Consider the following 24,857-nt stretch of genomic DNA (forward strand, 5'->3'; position numbering starts at 1 on the left):
GTGGCCGCGGACTGCAATGATCGCCCTGCAGGCGAAGTTCACTCGGATGCTCGGGTCGGGTGTCGTTCGGCAGGCCAGCCTTGCCGCCTGTCGTCCGCCACCGACCGCTCGGTCACGGCGCAAGCGCAGCGCCTGCGCCCACCGGAACTGGCGCACACCGGCCCGCCGCCCGACTCCTTAAGCTGCCTGCCTTCGGTCACGACCGACAACGAGCCGAACGCATGCCCCGCCTCTCCAAGTCCCGTCTCGTCGAGTTCCGGCAGTGCCCCAAGCGGCTGTGGCTGCAGGTTCGTCATCCGGAGCTGCGCGAGGATGCCGCCGCTACCCGGCTGGCCTTCGCCGCGGGCCACAGCGTGGGCGAAGCGGCGCGCGGCCTGTACCCGGAGGGTGTGCTCGTCGAGCCGGCCGAGGGCCTGGGCGAGGCGCTTCGGCTGACGCGCGAGCTGGTCGCACAAGTTCCGCCCAGGCCGCTCTTCGAGGCCACCTTCGAGCATCGCGGCGTGCTGATGCGGGCGGATCTGCTGCTGCCTCAGGACGGCGGCTGGACCCTGGCCGAGGTGAAGTCCTCCGGCTCGGTGAAAGGCCATTATCTCGAGGATGTCGCCATCCAGCGCTGGGTGCTCGAGGGCGCTGGCCTGCCGCTGAAAGGGGTGGAGCTCTGGCACCTGGACACCGGCTGGACCTATCCGGGCGGCGGGCGCTACGAGGGGCTGCTGATGCGCCACGACCTCGATGCCGCCACCCGCGGCATCGCCGCACAGGTTTCCGGCTGGGCTGCAGCGGCTGCCGCGACGCTGGAGGGCGGGGAGCCGTCGGTCGCCATGGGCGAGCAGTGCAACTCGCCGTTCAACTGCCCCTTTGCCGCGCACTGCGCCGCGCAGGCCGGCGCACAGCCGGAGTACCCGGTCACGCTGCTGCCTGGCAACGCGGGCAAGCGGCTGGCCGCGCAGCTGATCGCGGAGGGCCATCTCGACCTGCGACGAGTGCCCGCGGACCGGTTCACCGAAGCAGACCTCGCGCTGGTCGCCCGCGTCACCCGCGAAGGCGAACCCTGGATCGACCCGATGGCGGCGCGCATCGTGCGGGCGCTGCCCTATCCGCGCGCCTGCCTCGACTTCGAGACCATCGGTTTTGCGGTGCCGGTCTGGCCGGGCACCCGGCCCTGGCAGCAGTTGCCCTTCCAGTGGTCCTGCCATGTCGAACACGCGGACGGCCGGCTCGAACCGCTGGAGTTCCTCGACCTCTCCGGCGCCGATCCCAGCCGTGGCTGCGCCGAGGCGCTGGTGCGCGCGATTCCGGCCGACGGCGTGGTGATCGCCTACAACGCCGGGTTCGAGCGCAACGTGATCAACCAGCTGGCGCGGCGCTTCCCCGACCTCGGCGAACCGCTGACCCGGATCGCACAGCGTCTGTTCGACCTGCTGCCGGTGGTGCGCAGTCACTACTACCATCGCGACATGATGGGCTCGCGCTCGATCAAGGCGGTGCTGCCGACCATCGGGGCAGGGCTGGACCACGCGTCGCTGGGCGAGGTGCAGGACGGCACGGCCGCGCAGGCGGCCTACATGGAGTGCATCGCACCGGCCACTTCGCCTGCGCGCAGGCGCGAGCTGGAGGCGGGGCTGCGGCGCTATTGCGCGCTGGACACGCTGGGGCTGGTGGAACTGGCGCGCTTCCTGGCGGGGACGGACGAGGCTGGGCGCACGCCGTGAGCCTGGCCGGCGCGGCGCTGGAGGCGCAGGGCCGATGTCATCCCGGGCGATGATCAGGACATGCCCTTTCTGCCCTCCCGATGCGGAACGCATCGCGCACGCCAATGGGCTCGCGGTCGCCATTCGTGACGGCTTCCCCGTTTCGCCCGGCCATACCCTGGTGATTCCTGTTCGGCACGGAACTCCGACCTGACGGCTACAACGTCGGCGTCAACGATGGCCGGGCCGCGGGCCAGACGGTGATGCACCTGCACGTCCACCTGATCCCGAGATACGAGGGGGATCGGCCAGACCCACGCGGCGGGGTCAGGTGGATCTTCCCGGACAAGGCGGACTACTGGTCCGGGCGCTGAGCCGGATCAGTCGCCTGCGCGCTCGACGTCCTGCCCACTACTCGCTCACTCGGCGCGAAGGGTCCTGAGCTCCACGCGAAACGCTCCCGCCTGGCCGTCCGAGATCAGCACCCCCACCGATCGCACGCCGCCAAAATCGAGCGGCGGAGCCGCCACCGGCCGGCCCCTGAAGCTCGCCGTGAAGTCCGCGGGCGAGAAGCGCAGCGTCGTCCACTCCCGCGGTGCGCTGAACCGTGCCTGATACTGCGCAGTGGCGTTGCTGTCGTCGAGCTTCAAGGTGAGCTTGTAACGCTGACCGTCGCCGCGCAGCGTCACCAGCAGTGCGGCGGCGCCCGCGGGCACGCGCAGCGGGCCGCGGAAGGACGCGAAGCCGCCGTTGTTGTCGAGCGAGACCTGGCCCTCGAAGCGCAGCGCGCCGTCGATCTGGGAAAGCCGCGAGTTCGACACCCCGCCCATCACCCCGTCGTTGATGACGCGGAACTCGGCGGCGACGGACTGGTCGGAGAAATCGAGCAAGGCGGACCCGCGCCGGCAACCGGCCCGGCTCAGTGTGTCGCAAGGAAGCTGCGGATCTCCTCGAAGGCCTCGCGGCCCTCGGGGAGGTCGGGATGGAAGATCTGCCAGACATGGACCATGTGCGTCCAGGTCTGCAGCGTGACCGGAGATCCGGCGGCTGCGGCCTTGTTGGCGTAGCGCCGGGCGTCGTCGTGCAGCATCTCGGCCTCGCTCGACTGAATCAGCAGCGGCGGCAGGCCGGCGAGATTGCCATATACGGGGGAGACGAGCGGGTCGCTGGGCCTGATCCGGGTCTGCAGCCAGGCGCCCCACAGCAGCAGGCTGTGGGGAATCTTCGCGAGCGCGCCGAAGAACGGGCCAAGCATCGGATCGGTGGGGCGGTTCTGCTTCAGGCTGGGGCTGCCCATCGTCGCGTCGGTCAGCGGTGAAAGCGCCACTGCCGCGTCCGGGGCCCGCAGACCGTGGTCGCGGATCCAGGCCAGCAGCGACAGCGTGAGGTTGCCGCCGGCCGAGTCGCCTGCCACGTAAACGCGGGCAGCAGGCCCCGCGCCCTGCGGGCCGTTGTCGAGCATCCACCCGTAGGCGCTGCGGCAATCCTGGATGCCGGCGATGCGCGGATGTTCGGGCATCAGGCGGTAGTCGATCGCCAGCACCGCAGCGCCGCTGATCTCGGAGAACCGGCTGGTGAGGCGGCGATGGCTGCGTGGACTGCCCATGATGAAGGCGCCGCCGTGGATGTAGAGCAGCCTGCGGGCCGGATCGGCGCCCGGGGCCAGCACCCACTCCGCGCGCACCCCGCCGGCGTCCGCCGGAGTGACGCTCACACCCTGTGCGTCATCGGGAAAGAGCGTGTCGATGTACTGGCGCAGCACGGCCACGTGCCGGCTGCGCGGCACCCCGTCGAGCAGGCGGGCCGCACCGCCCAGCGATGCCACCACTGCGCGGTGCGCATCGCTGGCCGGACCGGGTGGCGACAGGCAGCGGCCGGCTGGGCGGTCGAACATCGACAGATCCGGCCCCTGCAGGCGGAAGCGGGCGATCGCCCAGGCGAGCAGCGCCAGGGCGAACAGCAGGAACAGGGCGACCAGCAGCGGATGGACGTTCATGCGTCATGCCCCCCGCGGCGCGGCGCCTCGCGTGCTGCGGCGAGCCGCAGCTGCCAGACCCGCCGGCTCATTCAGCGCCGCTGCAGGAACTGCGCCGCCATTCCGAGGATGTCGTCCATCGCCGAGCCATCGCGGTTGCGGTCGAGCATCGGCGTGAGCATTTCGAGCAGGCCGCCGCCGGCCTGCGGCTGCGCCTGGCCGAGCCCCGGACGCTGGCCGCCGCCCAGCAGGCCGCCGAGCACCTGGCCCAGGCCGCCCCCGGCGCCGCCGCCGAGCGCGCCGCCCAGCGCATCGCCGAGACCGCCCTGGCCGGCTGTCGGCGAGCCGAACATCCCGCCTTGCGATGCGCCCTTGCTGAGGCCGCCCATCAGCAGGGCGGCGAGCATCGGCAGCATCTTCCGGAGCACGTCGGCGCCGATGCCGGTCTGCGCCGAGGCGCGCTCGGCCGCCTGCCGACTCACCTCTCGGTCGCCGAACAGGTGACCCAGGATGGCGTTGCCGTCCTGGACCGTGCTTTCGTCCTGCAGCGTGGAGGGATCGTCGAGGTAGCGCTGGTGATGGCCGTCGGAGAGCGCGCCGAGCAGACCCTCGAGCCCGCCTGGCTGCTGTGCGTTGCGGCTCACTGCGCCCGCCAGCATCGGCAGCAGCGCCTCGATCGCCGATTGCGCCTGTCCCTGCTCGAGGCCGAGGCGGTCGGCCATCTGCCGCACGCCGCCGCCGCCCTGTGCGGAGAGGATGGTTTCGAGGATGTTCATCTGGAGTTCCTTGTCCGGGGGTCTTGCCGAAGATTATCCGTCTTCGCGGCCCCTGTCGTCCGGGGGCCGGATCGACCGCGGTCCGACCCCCGGAGCAAGCTCACTGCAGCCGGCCGAGCTTCAGCAGCAGCGTCTCGCCGCTGTTGTCGTTGACGCCGTCGTTGTCGTTGACCACGTAGACGTCGCCGTTGGCCAGCACCGCCGAACCTTCGATCTTCTCGACCACCAGCCCGCCCTGCGCCTTGAGGTCGGGCAGCAGGTCGCGCACCAGCGTCTTGGCCAGCGTGCTTCCGGCCGCCGCACCCTTGAGGTCGATCCGGTAGAGCCGCTTGATCCGCGCATCCGGGCCCGCCTGGTTGTCGCGCTCGACCACCAGGAACTGCTGGTTGCCCAGCGCGGTGATGTCGGACAGGCCCACCCAGCCGCCGTTTGGCGAGGCCACCGGCTCGAGCGGGTAGTGCACGAAGCTCCAGGTGCCCGCGGCCAGGTCGAAGATGCCAAGGCGCGGGTTGGCCTCGCGGTTCCAGGCGCGCTGGAAGGCCACCACGAGCTTGCCGTCGGACTCGGCCACGCCCTCGAAGCCGAAGCGCAGCTGGACCGCGTTCAGCGCGGCCGGCAGCGTGATGACCCGCCGGATCACGCCGGTGGCGTCGAGCTTGAGGATCAGGTTGTGGCTGGTGACCGGCCGGCCCGCCTCGCCCACGGTGCCGCCGCCCTCGGAGGCGATCCAGAAGCCGCCGTCGCTGGCCACCGCGATGCCCTCGGGGTCGAGGTTGACCGTCTTGTCGGGGTTGATCATCGCAGCGAGGTCGAGCGAGTCGAAGTTCGCGGCCCTGTCCGCGCTCGCGGCATCGGCCACCGGCAGCGCGGCCAGCACGCCCGCGGTGTCGGTGATCCGCAGTTCGGTGTCGATCGCCGCAGGCTTCTTCGTGACGTCGATGCCGAAGATGCGGTTGGCGCGATAGAAGCTGTCGTCGATCGCGAACAGGCGGGTGCTGTCCGCGGGCGCGGCCGCCAGGCCGGAGATCGCGCCCCAGGGGATCGGGTGACCATCGGCCCGGTCGACCGACTTCATCGTGGGGTAGGTGGGAGCGCCTTCGCCGTAGCTGTAGATGTTGACGACCGAGCGCACGATGATGCTGCGGTCATCCGCTTCGCTGGCGGCGACCAGCAGGTTGCGCGAGGGGATCGCCAGCACGCCTTCGGGCGCGGACCCGGCGGGCAGCGCCTGTTTCAGCACCGGAGCCAGCGGATTGGCGATGTCGTAGACGAAGAGCAGGCTGGCGCGCTCGGAGGCGACGAACAGGTAGTCCTTGTCGCCGTAGCGTCCATAGTCGACGTTCTCCGGCTCGTTGCCCTTGGCGTCGGACCGGCGGTCCGGGTAATGGCCCAGGCGCACCGTCTCGCGCTCCAGCTCGGTGCCCGACGCCCAGGCCACCGTTCCGTCGGCGTTGAAGATCGTGAAGCCGCGGCTGCCGCCGGCGAGGTCGCCCTCGTCGGCAGTGACGAAGCGATCCTTCGCGATCCAGGCCACGCCATCCGGTTCGCGCAGCACGTCCTGCAGGGTTTCGGTCAGCGAGATGAGGGCAGGGCGGTTGTCGCTGGCGTCCACTCCGGCGAGGGTCACCGCGCCGGCCGGGAAGTGGCGCAGCACCTTGCCAGTCGGCAGGTCGATCATGACGACGTGGTTGTTCTCCTGCATCGTGACCACCGCCACGTTGTCGTCGTTGATGTCGACGTACTCTGGTTCGGGGTCATCCGGGAAGCGCGCGGCCAGCCCGCGCAGGTCGACGTTGCGCAGGGTCCAGGTGGCGGGTGCGCCGACCGAATCGACGATCGCCAGGTGTCCGGCGGGCAGTTGGGGCGGGGCGCCGTCGCCGAGGTCTTCGTCGCGCTCGTTCTCGATCGCGATCGCAACGTATCGGCCGTCCTTGCTGACTGCCACCGAATCGGGCTGGCCGCCCAGCGGCAGGGTGGCAACGACGGCCCGCGTGGCGATGTCGACCACCAGCAGCTTGCCGGAGGTGTTCACGTGATCGGCCGAGGTGTTCACCGCGACCAGTGCGTAGGCGCCGAGCACGCTCACCGAGGTGGGCTCGCCGCCGACCTTGAGGCTGCCCGCGGGTCGGGGCTGGGCCGGGTCGGCGATGTCGATGAAGCCGATTTCGCCGGCCGGACTGTTGCTGTAGACCAGAGTCATCCCGTCGGTGCTGGCCGCGACGATCTCCGCCGCGGTGGTGTCGTCGCTTTCGCAGGACGAGCCCAGCTGGGCGCAGACCGGGAAGCTGGCGACGCGCTTGAACGAGCGTTCCGCGGGCGCCGGCGCCGGCGCCGGCGCGGTGTCGCCGCCGCTGCTGCCGCAGGCGGCGAGGCCCGCGCCGAGGCCGAGCGCGATGGCGGCGGAGAGGATGCTCTTCTTCTTCGAATGCATGAGGATTCCCGGGGTGAAATCCGGGAATCCTGGCGGCCTGGCGTTTCGGTGTCGTGACAGCCGGCGGGCGAGCCGGCGGCGCGGCTCAGAAACGGACCGGCAGCTCCAGGTGCGTTTCGTAGACGAAATCCCGGTGCTCGAGCAGCAGCGGCGACAGCGCCGCCTGCACCTCGGGGTAGGGGTTGGTGTAGGACGCCCTGAACGAACTGGCCATCGGGCAGCGCTCCTCGTCCATCGGCGAGATCATGCCGACGAAACAGGCCCAGTGGATGTCGACCGCGCTCAGACGGTCGCCGACCAGGTAGCGGCGGCCCGCGTCGCGCTGTGCCTCGATGCGGCGCGCGAAGGCGCGCACGATGCCGGCCAGCCGTGCCGAGGCTGCCGCGCCGCTGTCGGGGGTGTAGCCGTACTTGGCCGCCATGTGCTGCCAGAACGCACGCGACGGATGATCGTCGGCGAGGCCGGCGAGATTGTCGTGGATCATGCCGATGCGCCGGGTCCAGCCGAAGCCGTCCCGCCCGGCGAGTTCGTGGCAGAGCCCGAACGTCAGCGCACGCTCGTCGACACCCTGCGGCAGCAGTGACGGCGTCGGGGCCAGCCGCTCGGCAAGCTGCAGCTGCTCGATCCAGGTGCTGCAGGGCTTCTCGTCGTTCCAGATCGCCACCGGCGCGCTCGACTGCCCGGTCCAGTCGCGCAGCTGGCTGTCGGCGCCGGCCATCCCGAACTCGCCGTCGGCGCGGCCCGGGTCGGCGGTGCTCACCGATGCGTACGGAATTCCCTTGACGTGGAAGATGCCCTTGCAGGCCTCCCGCCAGGGACCGGGCACCGTGTAGGCGCCCAGCACCAGGCGCAGCCCGGGGCGCCGGCGCGCCTCCTCGATGCTCAGGTAGTCGATGACGGTGTCGGTGAGGCGAATCTTGCGGGTCATGGGCTTTTGCGGACCTCGGTGGCGAAGACCTTCTGCGCCACCACCCAGCGGCCGCCGACCTTCAGCAGGTTGAGATAGTCGGTGAAGTGCAGCGGGGGGATCTGGCACTTCACCTTCACGAAGGCCGAGGCCGGCCCGGACTGGTCGAGCACCAGGATGGCGTCGTCGCGCTCGAGTCCCCTGGACTTCGCGGACGGGCGCGCGCGCACCGATTCCAGCCACTTCGCCAGCGGCATCGATTCGAGCCGGCCGTCCTGTGCCCAGGTGAGCGAAGCGGTTTCGTGGAACACTTCGGCGAGCCGATCGGCATCGCCTTCGTAGAGGCCGTCGAAATAGGCCTGGACGGTGCGTTCGATGTCCTTGCGGTCGTCGGCGCTCATGGTCGTCTCCTCGTCATGGTGGAAGTGGTCCCGGCCGATCGCTGGCCGTCATCGGAAAGCGGATCGACGGCTCACCGTATGCGGCCGGCGACCGCGCGGATCTTGCCGGGCGAGGCCCGCCACATCGCGAACGCCGACAGCACCGCGAACGCCAGCGAAAGCCAGAACCCGGCGACGTAATTGCCGGTGGCGTCGTGCAGCGCGCCCAGCGCCCAGGGACCGAGCGCGCCGCCGGCGATCCCGCACAGCGTCAGCGTACCGAAGATGCTTCCGAAGTGCCTGCCCTCGAAGATCTCGGCCGGAATCGCGCCCACCACCGAGGTCATCCCGTACCCGAGCAGGCCCTGCAGGATCACCATCAGGTACAGCAGGCCCAGGCTGGGCGAGGACTCCAGCGCCAGCAGCGCAAGGTAGGTGAGGACGAAGCCCAGGCAGCCGATCGCCCAGACGGGCTCGCGGCCGATCCGGTCGGAGAGATGGCCCAGCGCGATCTGGCCGGGGATGCCGGCGAGGCTCACCGCGCCCAGCGCCCAGGCGGCGTCCCGCGCCGTGAAGCCCACCTCGAGCAGGTACTTGGTCTGATGCACCTGCACCGCGTACCAGGCGAAAAGGGCGCCGAACATGCCTGCGCCCACCCACCAGAAGCGCGCGGTGCGCATCGCGCGCGCCAGCGTCCAGTCGATCGCGGCCCACTCGGGGTCGACCACGTTCTTCTTCACCCGGCCCGCCGTGCCTGCGGCCGGCTCGGGATCTCCGTCGGGCGCCAGTCCCAGGTCCTCCGGGCGCCGCCGCAGCAGCAGGTTCAGCGGTCCGGCGACCACCAGCACGATGATCCCCAGGGTCCAGCAGGCCGTGCGCCAGCCGTCGGCTTCGATCACGCGCTGGAACCAGGGCAGCAGCAGGATGGAGCCGGCACCGACGCCTGCGAAGGCGATTCCGGTGGCCAGGCCGCGGCGTCGCACGAACCAGTTGGGCAGGAACAGCGTCTGCCCGGTGTAGCCCAGGCAGACGCTGCCGGCGCCCACCAGCACGCCGAGGGTCCCATAGAGATGCCAGGGCTGGCTGACCAGGGGCGCCAGCAGCAGGCCGGTGCCGGTGAGCCCCACGCCCAGCAGCATCACCGCGCGCGGACCCCGCGTGTCCATCAGGCGCCCCAGCGTCGGGCTGAGCACCGCTGAGACCAGGAAGCCGAAGGAGAAGGCGCCTGCGGTGACGCCGCGGTCCCAGCCGAACTCGTCGAGCACCGGCGGCAGCAGCAGCGAGAACGCGGTGCGCGAGTTCACGCCCAGCGCCATGGTGACGAAGACCACTGCGACGACGAGCCAGCCGTAGAAGAAGGGCAGGCGACTGGCCAGGCTTCGGGTCATGCGGGCTCCGCTGCGGTCGGGACCGGGCGATGATAGTCCGGGATCCCGCCGGCACCGGTGCCCGCCGCGCCCGCTGGCGCGGGGCGGCTTTCAGAAAATGAGTGCGGCGACGAAGATGCCGATCATCGCGAAGGTGATCGCGATCTTCACCGCGGTTCCGAGCATGATGCCGATCCAGGTCGAGACGCCGACGTGTCCGGCGCGGGCGATGTCACGCATCTCGAGATACTCGCCGATGGCGGCGCCCGCCAGCGGCATGAAGATCAGTCCCCACAGGCCGGTGAACACGCCCAGCACGGTGCCGATCGCCGCGCCGAGCAGCGCAAGGCGGCCGGCGCCGGCCCGCTTGGCGCCCAGCATGCCGGCCACGTATTCGGCCACCCAGGCGAGCACCGTCAGCAGGCCGAGCACTGCGATGGTGATCGCGCCGACCGCAGTGAACCCGTCGATCCAGGCGCCCAGCAGCAGGCCGGCGAACACCAGGGCGGTGCCGGGCAGCGCCGGCAGCACGGTGCCGACGACGCCAGCGATCACGAGAATGACGGCGAGGGACCAGAGGAGGATGTCCAATTCGATGCCTTTCGACGAGCGCTGCTGGGTGGGGCGGCAGCCCGCGGGGAACGCACTGCGCTGAGCGTAAGATGAGGACGAGCTTTCCGACCACAAGCGCCATGAACCACGAACAGCAGAAGGCCATCCTGGCCATTTCCATCCTCGCAGCCTTCGCCGATGGCAGCAAGGCGGATTCCGAGCGCGACGAGGTGCGGCGCGTCGCCGAGACGCTCGGCAGCGACGGCGACATGCAGGCGATGCTGCGCGACGTGCTGCTCAAGCGCATCGACCTCGCCTGGGCCATCGACCGGCTGCCCGAACCGGAGCTGCGCCAGCTGGCCTACGAGCTCGCGGTGGGCGTGTGCGAGGCCGACGGTCTGCGCAACGCCGACGAGACCCGCTTCCTGTCGGAACTGGCGCGCGCGCTGGGCCTGGGCGCGCGCGAGGCGGCTGCGCCGATCGAGGACGGCGACGCGCTCGCGTCGCTGCCGCTGGAGGCGGGTGCGGAGCCGGAGGTGCAGGCTGGCGCAACGGCCGCACCGGCCGCAACGGGCGCCGCCGCGCCCCCCGGACCCGTGGTCGCGGCCACCCCGCGGCGTCCCGAGTCCGAGATCGACTCGATGATCGTCAACTACGCGATCCTCAACGGCGCGCTCGAACTGCTGCCGCAGTCCACCGCGTCGATGGCGATCATCCCGCTGCAGATGAAGATGGTCTACCGGATCGGCAAGGATTACGGCTACGAGCTCGATCGCGGCCACGTCCGCGACCTGCTGGCCGCGATGGGCGTCGGCCTCACCGGCCAGTACCTCGAGGAGATCGGCCGCAAGCTGGTCGGCGGGCTGTTCGGCAAGGCTGCCGGCCGCATGATCGGCGGGCTGGCGCGCGGCGCCACCGGCATGGCCTTCTCGTTCGCCACCACCTGGGCGCTCGGCCAGGTGGCGCGCCGCTACTACGCCGGCGGGCGCGTGATGAGCGCCCAGGTGCTCAAGGACACCTACGCCCAGACGCTGGGCCAGGCGAAGTCCCTGCAGTCGCAGTACCTGCCGCAGATCGAGCAGAAGGCGCGCACCATCGACGTCGGCCAGATCGTCGCCATGGTGCGCAACCAGTAGCAGGGCCTTGGCTTATCCTTGCAGGCCTGAATACCAGACGAAGGAGTCGAATCCATGGCGAAGAAGTCCTCCGAGAGAAGCGCCGCCGGGGTGGCGATCAACATCGGCATCGGCGAGAAGGACCGCGCGGCAATCGCCGGCGGCCTGAGCAGGCTGCTCGCCGACACCTACACGCTGTACCTGACCACGCACAACTTCCACTGGAACGTCACCGGCCCGATGTTCAACACGCTCCATGCGATGTTCATGGGGCAGTACACCGAACTCTGGAATGCGGTCGATCCGATCGCCGAGCGCATCCGCTCGCTGGGGCACCCCGCCCCGGGCTCCTATGCCGCCTACGGCCGCCTGGCGTCGATCCCCGACGCTCCCGAGGTCAGCCCCAAGGCCCTGGAGATGGTCCGCATTCTGGTCGACGGCCACGAGGCCGTGGCGCGCACCGCGCGCAGCATCTTCCCGCTGGTGGAGAAGGCTGGCGACGAACCGACCGCCGACCTGCTCACGCAGCGCCTGACGGTCCACGAGCAGACCGCCTGGATGCTGCGCAGCCTGCTCGAGGAGTGAGGCGCGCGGCCCGCGCGGACTTCGCCGACCCGGCCTCACTGGTCAGGGGCGGCTTGCGCTGACATGGACAGCGTCGCCGTCATCGACTTCGAGACCACCGGCATGTCGCCGGAGCAGGGCGCTCGCGCCACCGAGATCGCGGTGGTGCTGCTGCGCGGCGGCGAGGTGGTCGACCGCTTCCAGAGCCTGATGAACACTGGCGCCTGGGTGCCGCCCTTCATCGAGGAACTCACCGGCATCAGCAACGAGATGCTCGACGACGCGCCCCCCGCAGAACGCGTGATGCGGGAAGTCGCGGAGTTCGTCGGCGGCGTCCCGATGGTGGCGCACAACGCGTCCTTCGACCGCCGGTTCTGGGAAGCCGAGCTGGCCCGGGCGGGCAGGGCGGGCGGGAACCCCTTCGCCTGCACGCTGCTGCTCGCGCGCCGGGTCTATCCGGAGGCGCCCAACCACAAGCTGGGCACGCTGGCCCGGCATCTCGCGTTACCGGTGACCGGACGCGCGCACCGGGCGATGGCCGACGCCGAGATGGCGGCCGGGCTCTGGCTGGGGATCCGCCGTGCGCTCGCGCAGCGCTATCGCCTGCCCGATCCCGATCATTCCACCCTGTGTGCGCTGCAGTCCGTGCCGCGCGCCGGCCTGGCGGCCTGGATCGGCAGGCATTGCGGCGGCTGAGGGCGCGCCGCGCTATCCTTGGCGGTTGGCCGCGGCGCCGGCATCCCTCCGGCGGCAGTCGCCCACTCCAGAGCCCAGCATGACCGAACATCTTCTGTACGCCGCCTCCGCCGGCTTCGAGTCCGCGCGCCGCGTGGGCGCGCTGCCCGACAGCCACCGATCCAGCCGCCTGCACGGCCATTCCTTCCTGGCCGAGATCCGCGCGCGGCTGCCCGAGGGCTGGGGAGGCTTCGCGGGTGGCGAGGTGGACGCGCTCGCCGCGAGGCTGGCGGCGGCCGTGGCCCCGCTCGACTACAACGAGCTCAACCGCGAGCTCGACACACCCACCGACGAGAACCTGGCGCGCTGGCTGCGCGCCCGCCTCGAGGTCCCCGGCCTGGACAGCATCGGCATCCAGAGCACGCAGCACGAAGGCGTGGACGTGGACGGCGCGGACCATGCGCACGTCTGGCGCCGCTACGTGTTCCAGTCCGCGCACCGGCTGCCCAACGTGCCCGCCGGCCACAAGTGCGGCCGCATGCACGGCCATGGCTTCGAGGTGATCCTGCATGCCGACCAGGATCTCGGCGCGCGCGCGATGGGGGTCGACTACGATCACCTCGACGCGCTCTGGGCGCCGATCCACGCGCAGCTCGACCACGCCTGCCTCAACGACCTGCCCGGTCTCGAGAACCCGACCAGCGAGATGCTGTCGAGCTGGATCTGGGAGCGGCTGGAGCCGCAGCTGCCGGAGCTGTCCTGGGTGACGGTCTACGAGACCGGCAGCTGCGGCGCCCATTTCGACGGCCGGCACTACCGGATCTGGAAGGAGCTCACCCTCGACAGCGCGGTGCGGCTGTCGCGCGCGCCCGAGGGCGACGCCCGTCGCCGAATCCACGGACATACCTACACCTTGCGCCTGCACCTGCATGCGCCGCTCGACGAGCTGCGCGGCTGGACGGTGGACTTCGGCGACGTGAAGTCGGTCTTCGATCCGATCTTCAGGAGGCTCGACCATCAGCCGCTGCACGAGCTGCCCGGCCTCGCGGATGCGGACACCGCGAGCCTCGCGCGCTGGATCCGCGCGCAGGCCGCGCCGCTGCTGCCGCAGCTCGACCGCATCGACCTGTACCAGACCCGCGGCAGCGGCGTGATCCTGTCCTGGGGCGAGCTGGGCCCGGCGCTGCCGGTCTGAGGGAGGGCAAGCGATGACCTACAGCGTCAAGGAGATCTTCTACACGCTGCAGGGCGAGGGCGGCAACGCCGGTCGCCCGGCAGTGTTCTGCCGTTTCGCCGGCTGCAACCTCTGGACCGGGCGCGAGCAGGATCGCGCGCAGGCGGTATGCACCTTCTGCGACACGGATTTCGTCGGCACCGACGGCGAGGGCGGCGGCAAGTTCACGACCGCGGATGCGCTCGCCGACGCGGTGGCCGCCCGCTGGCCGGACCTGCCGCGCCGCGGCCAGCCGCTGGTGGTGTGCACCGGCGGCGAGCCGCTGCTGCAGCTTGATGCGGCGCTGGTCGAGGCCTTCCATGCGCGCGGCTTCGAGATCGCGGTGGAGACCAATGGCACGCAGGACGCGCCCGAGGGCATCGACTGGATCTGCGTCAGCCCAAAGGCCGGCGCGCCGGTGAAGCTCGCGCGCGGGCAGGAGCTCAAGCTGGTCTACCCGCAGCCTGCCGCGATGCCCGAGCGCTTCGAGTCGCTGGCCTTCGAGCAGTTCTTCCTGCAGCCGATGGACGGCCCGCAGCGCGAGGCGAACACGCAGGCGGCGATCGCCTACTGTCTGGCGCACCCGCAATGGCGGCTGAGCCTGCAGACGCACAAGCTGCTGGGGATTCCCTAGCCGAGTGTGGAGCGCGCCGCTTCGCCCGCCACTTCGCCCGCCGCTTCGGGCGGCCCCTGCTCGGCACCTCGGGACTGCAGAGCATCGACGATCCGGGCTCGGTCGAGCCCCGCGGCGAAGCGCCCCGATCGAGACACGGGCGGCCGCGCCCCGGTAGCGATTGAAGTACGCTCGCAGCTGATTTGCAGTCACCCCATCCGACATTCGAAGGAGCCCCGATGGCACTGAACCAGCTCGAGACCATTCTGTATTCCGTCGACGACGGCATCGCCACGATCACGCTGAACCGTCCCGAGAAGATGAACGCGTTCACCGCGAAGATGCGCGACGAGATCGTCGCCGCGCTCGACGAGACCGACCGCGACGACAAGGTTCGCGCGGTGATCTTCACCGGCGCTGGCGACCGTGCCTTCTGCGCCGGCGCCGACCTCTCCAGTGGCGGCAACACCTTCGACTATGCGGACCGCAAGGAAGCATCGCGCGAGGAGGCAGTGGTCAACGGCGTGTACCGCGACGGCGGCGGCATGACCACGCTGCGCATCTACAAGAGCCTCAAGCCGGTGATCGGCGCCATCAACGGCGCGGCCGTGGGCATCGGCGTGACGATGCAGCTGCCGATGGACATCCGGCTGGCGTCCACCACCGCCCGCTTCGGCTTCGTGTTCTCGCGCCGTGGCATCGTTCCCGAGGCGGCCTCGTCCTGGTTCCTGGCCCGCGCAGTGGGCATGCAGACCGCGCTGGAGTGGTGCTACACCGGCCGCGTGTTCAATGCCGAGGAGGCGCTGCAGCGCGGCCTGGTGCGCTCGCTGCATGCGCCCGGGGACCTGATGCCGGCGGCCCGCGCGCTGGCCCGCGAGATCGCCGACAACACCGCGCCAGTGTCGGTCGCGCTGACCCGGCAGATGCTCTGGCGCCTCGCCGCTGCAGACGACCCGATGTACGCGCACCGGATCGACAGCCGCGCAATCCAGGCCCGCGGCAAGGCCGCCGATGCGAAGGAGGGCGTGAGCTCCTTCCTCGAGAAGCGCAAGCCGGTGTACCCGAACAAGGTGTCCTCCGACATGCCCGACTTCTACCCGTGGTGGAAGGAAGTGCCCTTCGAATGAGGTCAAGGCCTCCGGCCTGAGGCCCTGCTGAAGGCCAGCGTCGGCTGGAGAACACGGGATCAGCGCTACACTGATCCCGTGTTCGTTTGGAGATCGACATGGCCAATCTCACCATCGTCATCGACGACCGGCTCCTGCAGGCCGCAAGGGTCAAGGCGGCGGAGCAGGGCACCAGCGTCAACGAGGTCTGCCGGGAAGCGATCGCGCGCTTCGCGCAGGCGGATCAGGAGGTGCTGGCACGCGTGGGCCGGCTCCGCGCCATCGCCGGCCGGGCCTTGCCCGCCGAGGGGCGCGCAGCGGGGGCTGCCTGGCCGGGGCGCGAGCGCTTCTACGACGAAATCATGCGTGAGCGCGGATTGGCGGGGCCGGAGCTTCCCGCCGTCCGGAAGAGTCCTGCGCGATGAGCGTCTTCTTCGACACCAACGTCCTGGTCTACCTGGTCGATTCGGTCGATCCGGCGAAGCGGGCGGTCGCTCTCGAGCTGGTGCCCGCGCACCTGCGCGATCGAAGCCTGGTGATCAGCACCCAGGTGCTGCAGGAGCTCTACGTCACCGTCACCAGACGCCGCCTGCTCGCGCCGCCGGATGCGGAGGAGATGATCGCCACGCTGGCGCAGGAGCGGGTGGTCCCGTCCAGCGCAGGCTTCGTCGTCCGTGCCGTGGGCGTCGCCAGGCGCTACGGCATCTCGCTGTGGGACGCCCTGGTGGTGCAGGCAGCCATCGAGTCGGAATGCGAGGTGCTGTTCAGCGAAGACCTTCAGGACGGCATGCGTTTTGGCGAGCTGCGGGTGGTGAATCCGTTCGCATTGCGTGCGCACGAGCCGGCTGAACCGGAGCGGCCGCGCGCCGCGGCTCGCCGCCGCCGGCTGGCCGCGGGCTGACGCGGGCACCAGTTCTGCGTTCCGGGGCGCCCGGATCGGCGCCCGGATCGCGCGCCTCGCTCAGACCACCTTCGACTCCCGCAGCGCTGCGATCGCCGCGGCGTCGTAACCCAGCTCCGCCAGGATCTCGTCGGTGTGCTCGCCCAGCGTCGGCGCGCGGTGCCGGATGCCGCCCTGCGTGACGGTCATGCGCAGCGGCACCGCCGAGATTGGCGCGGGCTTCGGCAGCCCCGGGTAGTCCACCGGCTGGTAGAAGCCCAGCGCCGCAGTCTGCGGATGGTCCAGCGCCTGCTGCGGGGAGAGCACCGGCCCGCAGGGAATCTTCGCCTCGCCCAGCGCGCGGATCGCCTCGTCGTTGCTGCGCTCGGCGCACCAGCGGCTCATGCGCTCGCTGATCAGGACGCCGTGCAGACCGCGCGCCTCGTCGTCCTTGAAACGGGGGTCGGTCAGCCACTCGGGCTCACCCATGAGCTGTACCCACCGCTTGTAAAGGGGCTGGCCGACCACCTGGCACAGCACCCAGCCGTCCTTCGTGCGGTAGATGTCGACCGGCGCGGCGGTCTGGCCGCGGTTGCCGGTGGGAACGCGGTTGGGGGCGGCGATCGCCTGCTCGATCAGCGAGGAATTGTTCAGCGACAGCGCGGTGCCCAGCAGCGAGCCCTCGATTTTCTGGCCGCGGCCGCTCTGCGAGCGCTCCATCAGCGCGACCAGCGTGCCGAGCGCGCAGTGCAGCGCGGTGCCGAAGTCGACCCAGTTGATCGCCGCCCGGTAGGGCTGGCCGGGCTCGCCGGTCATGTAGACCGCCCCGGACATCGCCTGGCCGACCCCGTCGAAGCCGACGTAGCTGCTCATCGGTCCCTGTGCCCCGAACGCGGAACTGGTGGTGAGGATGATGTCCGGCTTGACCGCGCGCAGAGCGTCATCGTCCAGGCCCATCTGGGCGAGCGCCGGCGCAGGCAGGTTGGCGACCACAACGTCGGCGGTGGCCACCAGCCGGCGCACGACTTCGCGGCCACCTTCGCTCATCGGGTCCAGGGTGAGGCAGCGCTTGTTCCGGTTCATCTGCATGAACAGGCCGCCTTCGCCCTGGGGCGTGATCGGGGCGGTGTAGCGGTCCTCGCTGCCGCTGCGCTTCTCGATGCGGATCACGTCCGCGCCGTACTCGGCGAGCAGGGCGGCGCAATAGGGGCCGGCGATGTAGCGGCCGAAGTCCAGCACGCGGATTCCGTTCAGGGGCAGGGGATTCAAGCTGTGTCTCCGAGGTGTTCGATACTGGAGCGGCGCTTCTGGGGCGCCGTCGCGTGGGATCGCCGTCGCGTGGGATCGCCGTCGCGAGGGCGCAGGCCGCCGGGGAATCCTACAGCCGGGCGCAGGCCCGGACCCGCAGCGCGAGGCCGCTTTCGGAACCGTGCCGGCCGGCCAGCCCGTATGCTCGCGCACACGCCAACAATGAGGAGACCACCCATGTCCGTGACCACCAACCGCCAGGTCCTGCTGACCGAGTCGCCGTCCGGCAAGCTCGAGGTCGGCCATTTCCGGCTGCACCCGGCCCCGATGCCCGTCCCCGCCGAGGGCGAGGTGCTCCTGCGCGTGCGCTATCTCTCGCTCGACGCCGCCAACCGCGCCTGGATGCAGGGTGCGACCTACCGCGCCGCGGTCGAGTCCGGCAGCGTGATGGCCGGCCACGCGCTGGCCGAGGTGGTCGAATCCCGCGCTCAGGGACTGACGGCCGGCGACCTGGTGTTCGCCGACACCGGCTGGCAGGAATACGCGGCGCTGCCCGCGAAGGGCCTGCAGCCGCTGCCGAGGCTCGAGCCGCTCACGCACCTGCTCAGCGTCTACGGGATCGCGGGCCTGACCGCCTACTTCGGGCTGCTGGAGATCGGGCGGCCCAAGGCCGGCGACACGGTGGTGGTGTCGGCCGCGGCCGGTTCGGTCGGTTCGCTGGTCGGGCAGATCGCGAAGATCCACGGCGCGCGGGTGGTCGGCATCGCCGGCGGCCCCGCCAAGTGCGCGGCACTGACCGGTGAACTGGGCTTCGACGCTGCCGTCGACTACAAGGCCGGTTCCCTCTACAAGGATCTGAAGGCGGCCGCGCCGGCCGGCATCGACGTCTACTTCGACAACGTCGGCGGCGACATTTTCGAGGCCTGCCTGTTCCAGATGAACCTGCACGGCCGGATCGCCTGCTGCGGCGCGGTGTCGCAGTACGATGGCAAGCCCCCGGCGCACGGGCCGCGCGGCGTGCCGGGCCTGATCGTGACCAAGCGCCTCACGCTGCAGGGCTTCATCCTGCACGACTTCATGCCCCGTTCAGGCGAGGCGCTCGCCGAGCTGCAGAAATGGGTGGCCGAGGGCCGGCTGAAAGTGAAGGAGGACATCGTCGACGGGCTCGAGAACGCACCGGCCGGCCTGGTGGGGCTGCTCGCCGGCGAGAACCTGGGCAAGCGGATGGTGCGGGTGTCCTGAGCTCAGCTGCCCTTGCGCAGCACCGCCGAGATGCGCTCCAGCAGCATCTCGGTCGAGCCGTCGACGAAGCTCGCCACCCGCGCGCCGATCAGGTGGCGCCCGAACGGGTGGGCCTCGCGCAGTCCCTCGGCGCCCATCGCCTGGGACAGCGCATGCAGCTGGCGCTCGGCCATCCGGGTCGACAGCAGCTTGGCCTGGGCGCTGGCCAACTGCGCATCCTCGCCGGCATCGATCAGGGTGGCGGCGCGGTCCACCATCAGCCGGCAGGCGGCGAGCTCGCTCGAGGCTTCGGCCAGGCGCCAGCGCCAGCCCTGGTGGGCCGCCAGCGGTTCACCGAAGGTGTGGCGCTGCTCGCCGTACGCGCTGGCCACCCGCAGCGCCTCGGCGGTCATCCCGCAGCTCATTGCCGCGATGTAGGTGCGCGCGCCGTTGATCGAGCCCAGCGCCGCCTTGAAGGCGCGTCCGGGCGGCTGCAGCATCTCGTCGCCATGGGCCAGATAGCCCTCGAGCCGGAAGCCGCCAGTGCCGATCGAATGCTGCCCGGCGAGCTGGAAGGCCGGTTCGCGCACGAATCCGGCCCGCCGCGCGTCGACCACGAAGCCGGCGATTCCCCGGCCGCCGGAGCCGGGCTCGGTCTGCGCATAGAGCAGCACGACGTCCGCGTCCGACGCGTTGGTGATCCAGGCCTTGGCGCCGTCGATGCGCCAGCCGTCGGCGGTGCGCGTCGCACGGGTTTCGATCGCGGCGAAGTCCGAGCCCGCGCCGGGCTCGGTGAGCGCGGTGCAGCCGATCAGGCTGCCCTCGAGCAGCCCGGGCAGGTAGCGACGTGCCACCTCGGGCGGCGCATCGCGCGCGAGCTTGGCCGCGACGTTGTGCGTGTTCAGCAGCGACATCGTGAAGCCGAAGTCCGCCGCGCCGAGGATGTCGGCGAGCCGGGCCTTGCAGGAGAAGGACATGCCGAGTCCGCCCCATGCCGCGGGAACCTCGAGCCGCGTCAGGCCGAGCCGCGCGGCCTCGAGCAGGGCCTCGCGGCCGATCCGGCGCTGGCGCTCCCAGGTGGGCGCCTGCACGGCGACGACCTGACGGGCGAATTCGCCGGCGCGCTCGAGGAGGGCGGTTTCGTCTGCGCTCAGCATCATGGTGTCGGCTCCGGTCGGGTCGGTCGGTTGGCCGGGTGCCTCAGGGGCACGCCTGCCTGCCGTCCGAGTTTTGCAGGGATGTGACGAGGGGTGGCGGTGGCGCCACGGTTGGCGCAGAAGCCAGGAGTCCACTACCCTGATGGCTTCGGCTCGAAAAAGGAAGAACGATGCAGATCGTATGGATGGTGGTCGTGGGGTTCATCGTCGGGCTGGTGGCGCGCGCGGTCATGCCCGGTTCGCAGAACCTGGGAATCGTGCTGACGTCGGTGCTCGGCATCGTCGGCTCGCTGGTGGCGGGGTTCCTCGGCCAGGCGCTCGGCCTTTACCCGCCTGGCGCAGGCGCGGGCTTCATCGCCTCCGTGGTCGGCGCTCTGGTGCTTCTGTTCATCTACGGCAAGGTCAAGGGCAGGGGCTGAGCCCTCGGCCGGGCCAGCATCGGCGTCACCGCTTCACGAATTTCAGCGTGAAGCGGTCGCTCTCGCCGATGGCCCGGTAGCGATCGCGATCCCGGTCGCCGAGGCGGTAGCTGGGCGGCAGCGTCCAGACGCCTTCCGGGTGGCTCCTCTCGTCGCGCGGGTTCGCATTCACCTCCGAGCTGGCCACCAGCCTGAAGCCGGCGCTCTCGATGAGCCCGATGGCGGTGTCCTGCCGGATGTAGCCGGCGCGCATCTGCGCCTTCTCCGACAGGTCCGTGCGCGCGCGATGGTCGACGACCCCGAGCACGCCGCCCGGTTTCAGCGCGCGGTGGAAGGCGCGCAGCGCCGCCTGCGCTTCGCCGCGCTCCATCCAGTTGTGCAGGTTTCGGAAGGTCAGCACGAAGTCCGCGCTGCCGGGGGGCGCCACGTCGTGGCGATCGCCGTTGAATTTCGTGACCACGACGCGGTCGTAGAGGGCCGGCTGCGAAGCCAGCCGCGCCACCATCCGCTCATGGTCCGCGCGGTATTGGGGCGGGGCGGTCTCGTCGCGTCCGGCGGCCACATAGCGGCCCTTCTCCCGCAGCCAGGGCGCGAGGATCTCCATGTAATAGCCGGCGCTGCCGGGAAGGATCTCGACCACCGTGCTGTCCTCGCGCACGCCGAGGAAGCGCAGCGTTTCGACCGGATGCCGGTGCGGGTCGCGTGCGACGTTGACCGGCGAGCGGTGCGCCGCGGCGGCCCAGCGATCGAGTCCGTCGCCGCGCTCCTGTTGTGGCGCTGTTGCGCAGGCGCCCAGCAGGGCGGCGAGTGCGGCGCTGGCGAACCGCCTGGCCAGGCCGGACCGGCTCCTGCCGGACGGCAGCGGGCGGGAATGGAAGGGGGTCATGCGCGGCTCCCGCAAATTGGTTTCGTGCAGCTTAAACCGCGCGCGGCCGGGGGCAGGGCGCCGCCGCGGGGACGCGGGGTTCCGAAATCAGTGCTGCCCGGTTCCCGGCGGGCCGCTGGACGTCCCGGCGCGCCTGCGCGTGGCCAGCGGGCGGGCGGGCTCGGGGCCGGTGGTGGCATCATGTCGGGTTATCCGGGTCCGCAGTTACCTGCAGCGGCCGGACCACGGCATTCCTGTCTCCGGTCGACCGTCGGCCGTCCATTCACTCTCCTGGAGGTTCTCCATGCCCGAAGCTTTCATCATCGACGCCTGCCGCACGCCCCGCGGTATCGGCAAGGTCGGCAAAGGCGCGCTCGCCGACATGCATCCGCAGCACCTGGCGGCCACCGTGCTCAAGGCCCTGGCCGAGCGCAACAACCTGAAGACCGCGGAAGTGGACGACGTCATCTGGGGCTGCAGCTCCCAGCGCGGCGTGCAGGGCAACGACATGGCCCGCATGGCCCTGCTCGACGCCGGCTACGACACCCGCGCCAGCGGCGTCACCCTGGACCGCTTCTGCGGCTCGGGCATTACCTCGGTCAACCTCGCTGCCTCCTCGATCATGTCGGGCATGGAAGACCTGATGATCGCCGGCGGCACCGAGATGATGTCGTTCACCGGCCAGCGCAACCCGAACGACGGTCCGAGCATGATGGACGCGGGCAACCTGCGCCTGCGCGCCCGTCATCCGCAGTCGCACCAGGGCGTGTGCGCCGACGCGATCGCCACCCTGGAAGGCATTCCGCGCCAGGCTCTGGACGAGCTCGCGCTGGTCAGCCAGCAGCGCGCCGCCAAGGCGATCGCCGAGGGCGCTTTCAGCAAGAGCCTGGTCCCGGTCTTCAAGGCCGACGGCAGCCTGGCGCTCGACCACGAAGAGTTCCCCCGCCCGGGCACCACGCTCGAGGGCCTCGCTTCGCTGAAGGCCGCGTTCCCGGCGCTCGCCGAGATGCCGCTGGATGACAAGGGCACCACGTACAAGGGCCTGATCCTGCAGAAGTATCCAGGCCTCGACATCCAGTACGTGCACCACGCCGGCAATTCGTCGGGCGTGGTCGACGGCGCCGGCGCCGTGTTGCTCGCCTCGCCCGAGTACGCGAAGAAGAACGGCCTCAAGCCGCGCGCCCGCATCGTCGCGATGGCCAACGTCGGCGACTGCCCGACGCTGATGCTCAACGCCCCGGTGCCCGCTGCCCGCAAGGCGCTGGCCAAGGCCGGCCTGAAGGTCGAGGACATCGACCTGTGGGAAATCAACGAAGCCTTCGCGGTGGTGGCTGAGAAGTTCATCCGCGACCTGAAGCTTGATCGCGAGAAGGTCAACGTGAACGGCGGTGCGATGGCGCTGGGTCACCCGATCGGCGGCACCGGCTCCATCCTGATCGGCACGCTGCTCGACGAGCTCGAGCGCCGCGACCTGCGCCGCGGCCTGGTCACGATGTGCGCGGCCGGCGGCATGGCGCCTGCGATCATCATCGAGCGGGTCTGATTCCGCTTCGCCCGCGGGCCCCTGGCGGGCCTGCGGGCGTCCGGCGGCAGCGTCCTGCTGCCGCCGGCAAGGCCGGCCGTCCGGCTGCCGGCCCTCGGATGTCACCACGTCCGCTTCCCGATTTCCTGCCGTCTCGATCCCTGCGTTTTCCGTCGATGCCGCCTGGCGTGCGCCGGTAAGGAACTGCGCGTTTCATCGACCCGCGAGACCCTCTCGTTCCGAATACGACGGCAGGGGTGGAAAGGCGGTGAGACCCCTGATTGACGCTACCTGACAAGACTGTCAGCCTCGAGACAAACGTATTCGAGGAGACTCTTGGTGGGACCATTGATCATTCGGCGATTGCTCGTATCGCTGCCCGCGCTGATCGGCGTGCTGTTCCTTTGTTTCGCGCTGCTGCAGATCGTTCCCACCGATCCTGCGCAGATCATCGCCGGCCCCGACGCGCGGCCCGAAGTCGTCGCCGAGATCCGCAAGGAGCTCGGTCTCGACCGGTCCATTCCCGTCCAGTTCGTGGAGTACATCGGCCGCGTCGCACAAGGCGACCTCGGCCGCTCGATCATCTCCAACAAGTCGGTCAGCGAAGAGCTTGCCGACACCGTCGGGCCGACGGCGGAGCTGATGATCGCCTCGATGGTCATGGCAGTGCCGATCGGGCTGCTGCTCGGCACGCTGGCCGCGGTGCGCCGCGGCACGGCGGTCGACCGCATCATCATGGCCATTTCGGTGGCCGGCGTCTCGATGCCGGTGTTCTTCGTCGGCCTGATCCTGATCCAGTACGTCGGCTTCCACTGGGGGCTGCTGCCCTTCACCGGGCGCACCGGCCCCATCTGGGCGGGCGGACTGCCCAGCCTGATCCTGCCCTCGCTGACGCTTGCCAGCGTGCTGGTCGGTCCGGTGGCCCGTCTCACGCGAACCGCGGTGCTGGAAGTGCTGGGTGCTGACTTCGTGCGCACCGCCCGCGCCAAAGGGCTGCGCGAATCCGTGGTGGTTGTCCATCACGCGCTGCGCAACGCGCTGATCCCGGTGGTCACGCTGGTGGGGCTGCAGGCGGCCTACCTGCTCGGCGGCGCCGTGGTCACCGAGACGATGTTCTCCTGGCCCGGCGTCGGCCGCCTGGCGGTGGGCGCGATCATCTCCAGCGATTTCCCGACGGCGCAGGGCGCAATCATGATCCTTGCGCTGGCCTTCCTCCTGATCAACCTGTTCGTCGACGTCCTGTACGTCTATCTCGACCCGAGGGTGCAGCACTCATGAGCGCCGAAAGCATTGCAGTGACCGCTCCCGCGGCCCCGGTGGGCGCCGGCCGCAGCAGCGGCCTGGTTGCGCGGCTCGTCCGCGACAGGATCGCGTTCACGGCTGCGATCGTGCTGGGCCTGGTCGTCTTGGCGGCGCTGTTCGCGCCGTGGATCTCGCCCTACGATCCCTACTACACCGACCTGTCCAAGGCCATGCAGCCGCCCAGCGCCGAGCACTGGTTCGGCATGGACAATACCGGCCGCGACATCCTCAGCCGCGTGCTCTATGGAACGCGCAACACGCTGATGATGGGTCTTGCGGGCGTGCTGATCGGCGGCGTGTTCGGCGGAGTCCTCGGCATCCTCGCCGCGTTCTACCGCAAGCTCGATCCGTGGATCATGCGCCTGGTGGACATCATGCTGGCCTTCCCGGCCATCCTGATCGGCCTCGCGGTCGCGGCGATCTTCGGCGCCGGCCTCACGGCGGTCATCGTCGCACTGGTGGTGTCGACGGTGCCCGACGTGGCGCGCGTGGCGCGCGGTTCGGCCATCGGCGTGATGAGCCAGGAGTTCATGGAGGCGGGCCGCGCGGTCGGGGTCTCAAACCGCACCCTGATCTGGCGCTACCTCACGCTGAACTGCATCTCGACGATCTCCGTGTTCCTCACGCTGCGTTTCGGCCAGGTGATCCTGGTCGGCTCGGCCCTGGGCTTCCTGGGCATGGGTGCGCAGCCGCCGACCGCGGAGCTCGGCATGATGGCTGCGCAGGGCAGGGATTTCCTGTTCATGGCGCCGCACATCTCCACCGTTCCCAGTCTTGCGATCTTCGTGATCGTGCTGGCCGCCAACCTGCTGGGCGATGCAGTCCGGGACGTCCTCGATCCCCGGTTGCAGCAGTGAATCCGTCGCCGACGACACACA

At 70.4% G+C, this 24,857-nt stretch carries 26 protein-coding genes; 15 read left to right on the plus strand and 11 right to left on the minus strand.

Going from position 1 to position 24,857, the window contains the following annotated elements:
• Positions 1–221 precede the first annotated feature (221 nt).
• Positions 222–1,712, plus strand: a complete 1,491-nt coding sequence (locus HNQ70_RS05845) for a DUF2779 domain-containing protein (RefSeq protein ID WP_183965187.1) — start codon at positions 222–224, stop codon at positions 1,710–1,712.
• A gap of 167 nt (positions 1,713–1,879) precedes the next feature.
• Positions 1,880–2,065 carry an HIT family protein gene (locus tag HNQ70_RS20110; RefSeq protein ID WP_246434812.1) on the plus strand — a complete coding sequence of 62 codons (186 nt, stop codon included), beginning with the start codon at positions 1,880–1,882 and terminating at the stop codon, positions 2,063–2,065.
• Positions 2,066–2,110: 45 nt separating this feature from the next.
• On the opposite strand, the gene HNQ70_RS05855 is transcribed toward HNQ70_RS20110, so the two are convergent.
• From HNQ70_RS05855 to HNQ70_RS05890, 8 genes are all read right to left on the minus strand, one after another.
• Positions 2,111–2,581 carry a CIA30 family protein gene (locus tag HNQ70_RS05855; protein WP_183965189.1) on the minus strand — a complete coding sequence of 157 codons (471 nt, stop codon included), beginning with the start codon at positions 2,579–2,581 and terminating at the stop codon, positions 2,111–2,113.
• 29 nt (positions 2,582–2,610) lie between these two features.
• Positions 2,611–3,687, minus strand: a complete 1,077-nt coding sequence (locus tag HNQ70_RS05860; RefSeq protein WP_221302651.1) for an alpha/beta hydrolase — start codon at positions 3,685–3,687, stop codon at positions 2,611–2,613.
• 71 nt (positions 3,688–3,758) lie between these two features.
• A complete protein-coding gene (locus HNQ70_RS05865) occupies positions 3,759–4,442 on the minus strand; it encodes a DUF937 domain-containing protein (RefSeq protein ID WP_183965191.1) in 684 nt (227 codons plus the stop codon).
• A 100-nt stretch (positions 4,443–4,542) separates the two neighbouring features.
• Positions 4,543–6,873 carry an esterase-like activity of phytase family protein gene (locus tag HNQ70_RS05870; RefSeq protein WP_183965193.1) on the minus strand — a complete coding sequence of 777 codons (2,331 nt, stop codon included), beginning with the start codon at positions 6,871–6,873 and terminating at the stop codon, positions 4,543–4,545.
• A gap of 85 nt (positions 6,874–6,958) precedes the next feature.
• Positions 6,959–7,801 carry a glutathione S-transferase family protein gene (locus HNQ70_RS05875; RefSeq protein WP_183965195.1) on the minus strand — a complete coding sequence of 281 codons (843 nt, stop codon included), beginning with the start codon at positions 7,799–7,801 and terminating at the stop codon, positions 6,959–6,961.
• Complete coding sequence (locus tag HNQ70_RS05880; protein WP_183965197.1) at positions 7,798–8,181, minus strand: nuclear transport factor 2 family protein; 384 nt, start codon at positions 8,179–8,181, stop codon at positions 7,798–7,800. Before HNQ70_RS05880 ends, HNQ70_RS05875 begins: the two co-directional genes overlap by 4 nt.
• A gap of 71 nt (positions 8,182–8,252) precedes the next feature.
• Positions 8,253–9,548, minus strand: coding sequence for an MFS transporter (locus HNQ70_RS05885; protein ID WP_183965199.1), 1,296 nt, complete (start codon positions 9,546–9,548; stop codon positions 8,253–8,255).
• A 90-nt stretch (positions 9,549–9,638) separates the two neighbouring features.
• Complete coding sequence (locus tag HNQ70_RS05890; RefSeq protein ID WP_183965201.1) at positions 9,639–10,118, minus strand: DUF456 domain-containing protein; 480 nt, start codon at positions 10,116–10,118, stop codon at positions 9,639–9,641.
• Positions 10,119–10,189: 71 nt separating this feature from the next.
• Between HNQ70_RS05890 and HNQ70_RS05895 the strand changes: the two genes are divergently transcribed.
• The 8 genes from HNQ70_RS05895 to HNQ70_RS05930 all read left to right on the plus strand — a co-directional run bounded on the left by HNQ70_RS05895 (position 10,190) and on the right by HNQ70_RS05930 (position 16,266).
• On the plus strand, positions 10,190–11,215 hold the full coding sequence (locus HNQ70_RS05895; RefSeq protein WP_425504334.1) for a YcjF family protein: 1,026 nt from the start codon (positions 10,190–10,192) through the stop codon (positions 11,213–11,215).
• 54 nt (positions 11,216–11,269) lie between these two features.
• Positions 11,270–11,779, plus strand: coding sequence for a Dps family protein (locus HNQ70_RS05900; protein WP_183965205.1), 510 nt, complete (start codon positions 11,270–11,272; stop codon positions 11,777–11,779).
• 63 nt (positions 11,780–11,842) lie between these two features.
• Positions 11,843–12,454 (plus strand): 3'-5' exonuclease, encoded by a 612-nt coding sequence (locus tag HNQ70_RS05905; protein WP_183965207.1) that lies wholly within the window; start codon positions 11,843–11,845, stop codon positions 12,452–12,454.
• Between the two features lie 79 nt (positions 12,455–12,533).
• Complete coding sequence (locus HNQ70_RS05910; protein WP_183965209.1) at positions 12,534–13,628, plus strand: 6-pyruvoyl trahydropterin synthase family protein; 1,095 nt, start codon at positions 12,534–12,536, stop codon at positions 13,626–13,628.
• Positions 13,629–13,641: 13 nt separating this feature from the next.
• Positions 13,642–14,280: a 7-carboxy-7-deazaguanine synthase gene (gene queE, locus HNQ70_RS05915; RefSeq protein WP_183965211.1), complete on the plus strand. Its 639-nt coding sequence runs from the start codon at positions 13,642–13,644 to the stop codon at positions 14,278–14,280.
• 218 nt (positions 14,281–14,498) lie between these two features.
• The gene (locus tag HNQ70_RS05920) at positions 14,499–15,386 is read left to right on the plus strand and encodes a crotonase/enoyl-CoA hydratase family protein (protein ID WP_183965213.1); all 888 of its coding nucleotides are present in this window, start codon (positions 14,499–14,501) and stop codon (positions 15,384–15,386) included.
• Between the two features lie 98 nt (positions 15,387–15,484).
• A complete protein-coding gene (locus tag HNQ70_RS05925) occupies positions 15,485–15,790 on the plus strand; it encodes a hypothetical protein (protein ID WP_183965215.1) in 306 nt (101 codons plus the stop codon).
• Positions 15,787–16,266 (plus strand): PIN domain-containing protein, encoded by a 480-nt coding sequence (locus HNQ70_RS05930; RefSeq protein WP_183965217.1) that lies wholly within the window; start codon positions 15,787–15,789, stop codon positions 16,264–16,266. Before HNQ70_RS05925 ends, HNQ70_RS05930 begins: the two co-directional genes overlap by 4 nt.
• A gap of 60 nt (positions 16,267–16,326) precedes the next feature.
• Here HNQ70_RS05930 and HNQ70_RS05935 read toward each other — a convergent pair whose 3' ends face one another.
• Positions 16,327–17,514 (minus strand): CaiB/BaiF CoA transferase family protein, encoded by a 1,188-nt coding sequence (locus tag HNQ70_RS05935; RefSeq protein ID WP_246434736.1) that lies wholly within the window; start codon positions 17,512–17,514, stop codon positions 16,327–16,329.
• 216 nt (positions 17,515–17,730) lie between these two features.
• Between HNQ70_RS05935 and HNQ70_RS05940 the strand changes: the two genes are divergently transcribed.
• The gene (locus HNQ70_RS05940) at positions 17,731–18,735 is read left to right on the plus strand and encodes an NADP-dependent oxidoreductase (protein WP_183965221.1); all 1,005 of its coding nucleotides are present in this window, start codon (positions 17,731–17,733) and stop codon (positions 18,733–18,735) included.
• A gap of 2 nt (positions 18,736–18,737) precedes the next feature.
• Here the strand turns inward: HNQ70_RS05940 and HNQ70_RS05945 are convergent, their stop codons facing one another.
• Positions 18,738–19,874, minus strand: a complete 1,137-nt coding sequence (locus HNQ70_RS05945) for an acyl-CoA dehydrogenase family protein (RefSeq protein WP_183965223.1) — start codon at positions 19,872–19,874, stop codon at positions 18,738–18,740.
• A 167-nt stretch (positions 19,875–20,041) separates the two neighbouring features.
• On the opposite strand from HNQ70_RS05945, the gene HNQ70_RS05950 reads away from it, so the two are divergent.
• On the plus strand, positions 20,042–20,290 hold the full coding sequence (locus HNQ70_RS05950; RefSeq protein WP_183965225.1) for a GlsB/YeaQ/YmgE family stress response membrane protein: 249 nt from the start codon (positions 20,042–20,044) through the stop codon (positions 20,288–20,290).
• Between the two features lie 25 nt (positions 20,291–20,315).
• On the opposite strand, the gene HNQ70_RS05955 is transcribed toward HNQ70_RS05950, so the two are convergent.
• Positions 20,316–21,176 (minus strand): class I SAM-dependent methyltransferase, encoded by an 861-nt coding sequence (locus HNQ70_RS05955; RefSeq protein WP_246434738.1) that lies wholly within the window; start codon positions 21,174–21,176, stop codon positions 20,316–20,318.
• A gap of 283 nt (positions 21,177–21,459) precedes the next feature.
• Between HNQ70_RS05955 and HNQ70_RS05960 the strand changes: the two genes are divergently transcribed.
• The 3 genes from HNQ70_RS05960 to HNQ70_RS05970 all read left to right on the plus strand — a co-directional run bounded on the left by HNQ70_RS05960 (position 21,460) and on the right by HNQ70_RS05970 (position 24,836).
• Positions 21,460–22,698, plus strand: a complete 1,239-nt coding sequence (locus tag HNQ70_RS05960) for an acetyl-CoA C-acetyltransferase (protein WP_183965227.1) — start codon at positions 21,460–21,462, stop codon at positions 22,696–22,698.
• A gap of 318 nt (positions 22,699–23,016) precedes the next feature.
• Positions 23,017–23,955 carry an ABC transporter permease gene (locus tag HNQ70_RS05965; protein WP_183965229.1) on the plus strand — a complete coding sequence of 313 codons (939 nt, stop codon included), beginning with the start codon at positions 23,017–23,019 and terminating at the stop codon, positions 23,953–23,955.
• On the plus strand, positions 23,952–24,836 hold the full coding sequence (locus tag HNQ70_RS05970; protein WP_183965231.1) for an ABC transporter permease: 885 nt from the start codon (positions 23,952–23,954) through the stop codon (positions 24,834–24,836). Before HNQ70_RS05965 ends, HNQ70_RS05970 begins: the two co-directional genes overlap by 4 nt.
• Positions 24,837–24,857 lie beyond the last annotated feature (21 nt).

It is taken from the genome of Quisquiliibacterium transsilvanicum, from assembly GCF_014202215.1.
Taxonomy (GTDB): domain Bacteria; phylum Pseudomonadota; class Gammaproteobacteria; order Burkholderiales; family Burkholderiaceae_E; genus Quisquiliibacterium; species Quisquiliibacterium transsilvanicum.

Bases quoted from the DNA above. Each gene is read 5' to 3' on its own strand.
- HNQ70_RS05845 (WP_183965187.1), top strand. From the start codon at position 222: ATGCCCCGCCTCTCCAAGTCCCGTCTCGTCGAGTTCCGGCAGTGCCCC.
- HNQ70_RS05875 (WP_183965195.1), bottom strand. From the start codon at position 7,801: ATGACCCGCAAGATTCGCCTCACCGACACCGTCATCGACTACCTGAGC.
- HNQ70_RS05960 (WP_183965227.1), top strand. From the start codon at position 21,460: ATGCCCGAAGCTTTCATCATCGACGCCTGCCGCACGCCCCGCGGTATC.
- HNQ70_RS05940 (WP_183965221.1), top strand. From the start codon at position 17,731: ATGTCCGTGACCACCAACCGCCAGGTCCTGCTGACCGAGTCGCCGTCC.
- queE (WP_183965211.1), top strand. From the start codon at position 13,642: ATGACCTACAGCGTCAAGGAGATCTTCTACACGCTGCAGGGCGAGGGC.
- HNQ70_RS05895 (WP_425504334.1), top strand. From the start codon at position 10,190: ATGAGGACGAGCTTTCCGACCACAAGCGCCATGAACCACGAACAGCAG.
- HNQ70_RS05905 (WP_183965207.1), top strand. From the start codon at position 11,843: ATGGACAGCGTCGCCGTCATCGACTTCGAGACCACCGGCATGTCGCCG.
- HNQ70_RS05880 (WP_183965197.1), bottom strand. From the start codon at position 8,181: ATGAGCGCCGACGACCGCAAGGACATCGAACGCACCGTCCAGGCCTAT.
- HNQ70_RS05930 (WP_183965217.1), top strand. From the start codon at position 15,787: ATGAGCGTCTTCTTCGACACCAACGTCCTGGTCTACCTGGTCGATTCG.
- HNQ70_RS05885 (WP_183965199.1), bottom strand. From the start codon at position 9,548: ATGACCCGAAGCCTGGCCAGTCGCCTGCCCTTCTTCTACGGCTGGCTC.
- HNQ70_RS05860 (WP_221302651.1), bottom strand. From the start codon at position 3,687: ATGAACGTCCATCCGCTGCTGGTCGCCCTGTTCCTGCTGTTCGCCCTG.
- HNQ70_RS05920 (WP_183965213.1), top strand. From the start codon at position 14,499: ATGGCACTGAACCAGCTCGAGACCATTCTGTATTCCGTCGACGACGGC.
- HNQ70_RS05870 (WP_183965193.1), bottom strand. From the start codon at position 6,873: ATGCATTCGAAGAAGAAGAGCATCCTCTCCGCCGCCATCGCGCTCGGC.
- HNQ70_RS05945 (WP_183965223.1), bottom strand. From the start codon at position 19,874: ATGATGCTGAGCGCAGACGAAACCGCCCTCCTCGAGCGCGCCGGCGAA.
- HNQ70_RS05910 (WP_183965209.1), top strand. From the start codon at position 12,534: ATGACCGAACATCTTCTGTACGCCGCCTCCGCCGGCTTCGAGTCCGCG.
- HNQ70_RS05955 (WP_246434738.1), bottom strand. From the start codon at position 21,176: ATGACCCCCTTCCATTCCCGCCCGCTGCCGTCCGGCAGGAGCCGGTCC.
- HNQ70_RS05865 (WP_183965191.1), bottom strand. From the start codon at position 4,442: ATGAACATCCTCGAAACCATCCTCTCCGCACAGGGCGGCGGCGGCGTG.
- HNQ70_RS05900 (WP_183965205.1), top strand. From the start codon at position 11,270: ATGGCGAAGAAGTCCTCCGAGAGAAGCGCCGCCGGGGTGGCGATCAAC.
- HNQ70_RS05925 (WP_183965215.1), top strand. From the start codon at position 15,485: ATGGCCAATCTCACCATCGTCATCGACGACCGGCTCCTGCAGGCCGCA.
- HNQ70_RS05950 (WP_183965225.1), top strand. From the start codon at position 20,042: ATGCAGATCGTATGGATGGTGGTCGTGGGGTTCATCGTCGGGCTGGTG.
- HNQ70_RS05970 (WP_183965231.1), top strand. From the start codon at position 23,952: ATGAGCGCCGAAAGCATTGCAGTGACCGCTCCCGCGGCCCCGGTGGGC.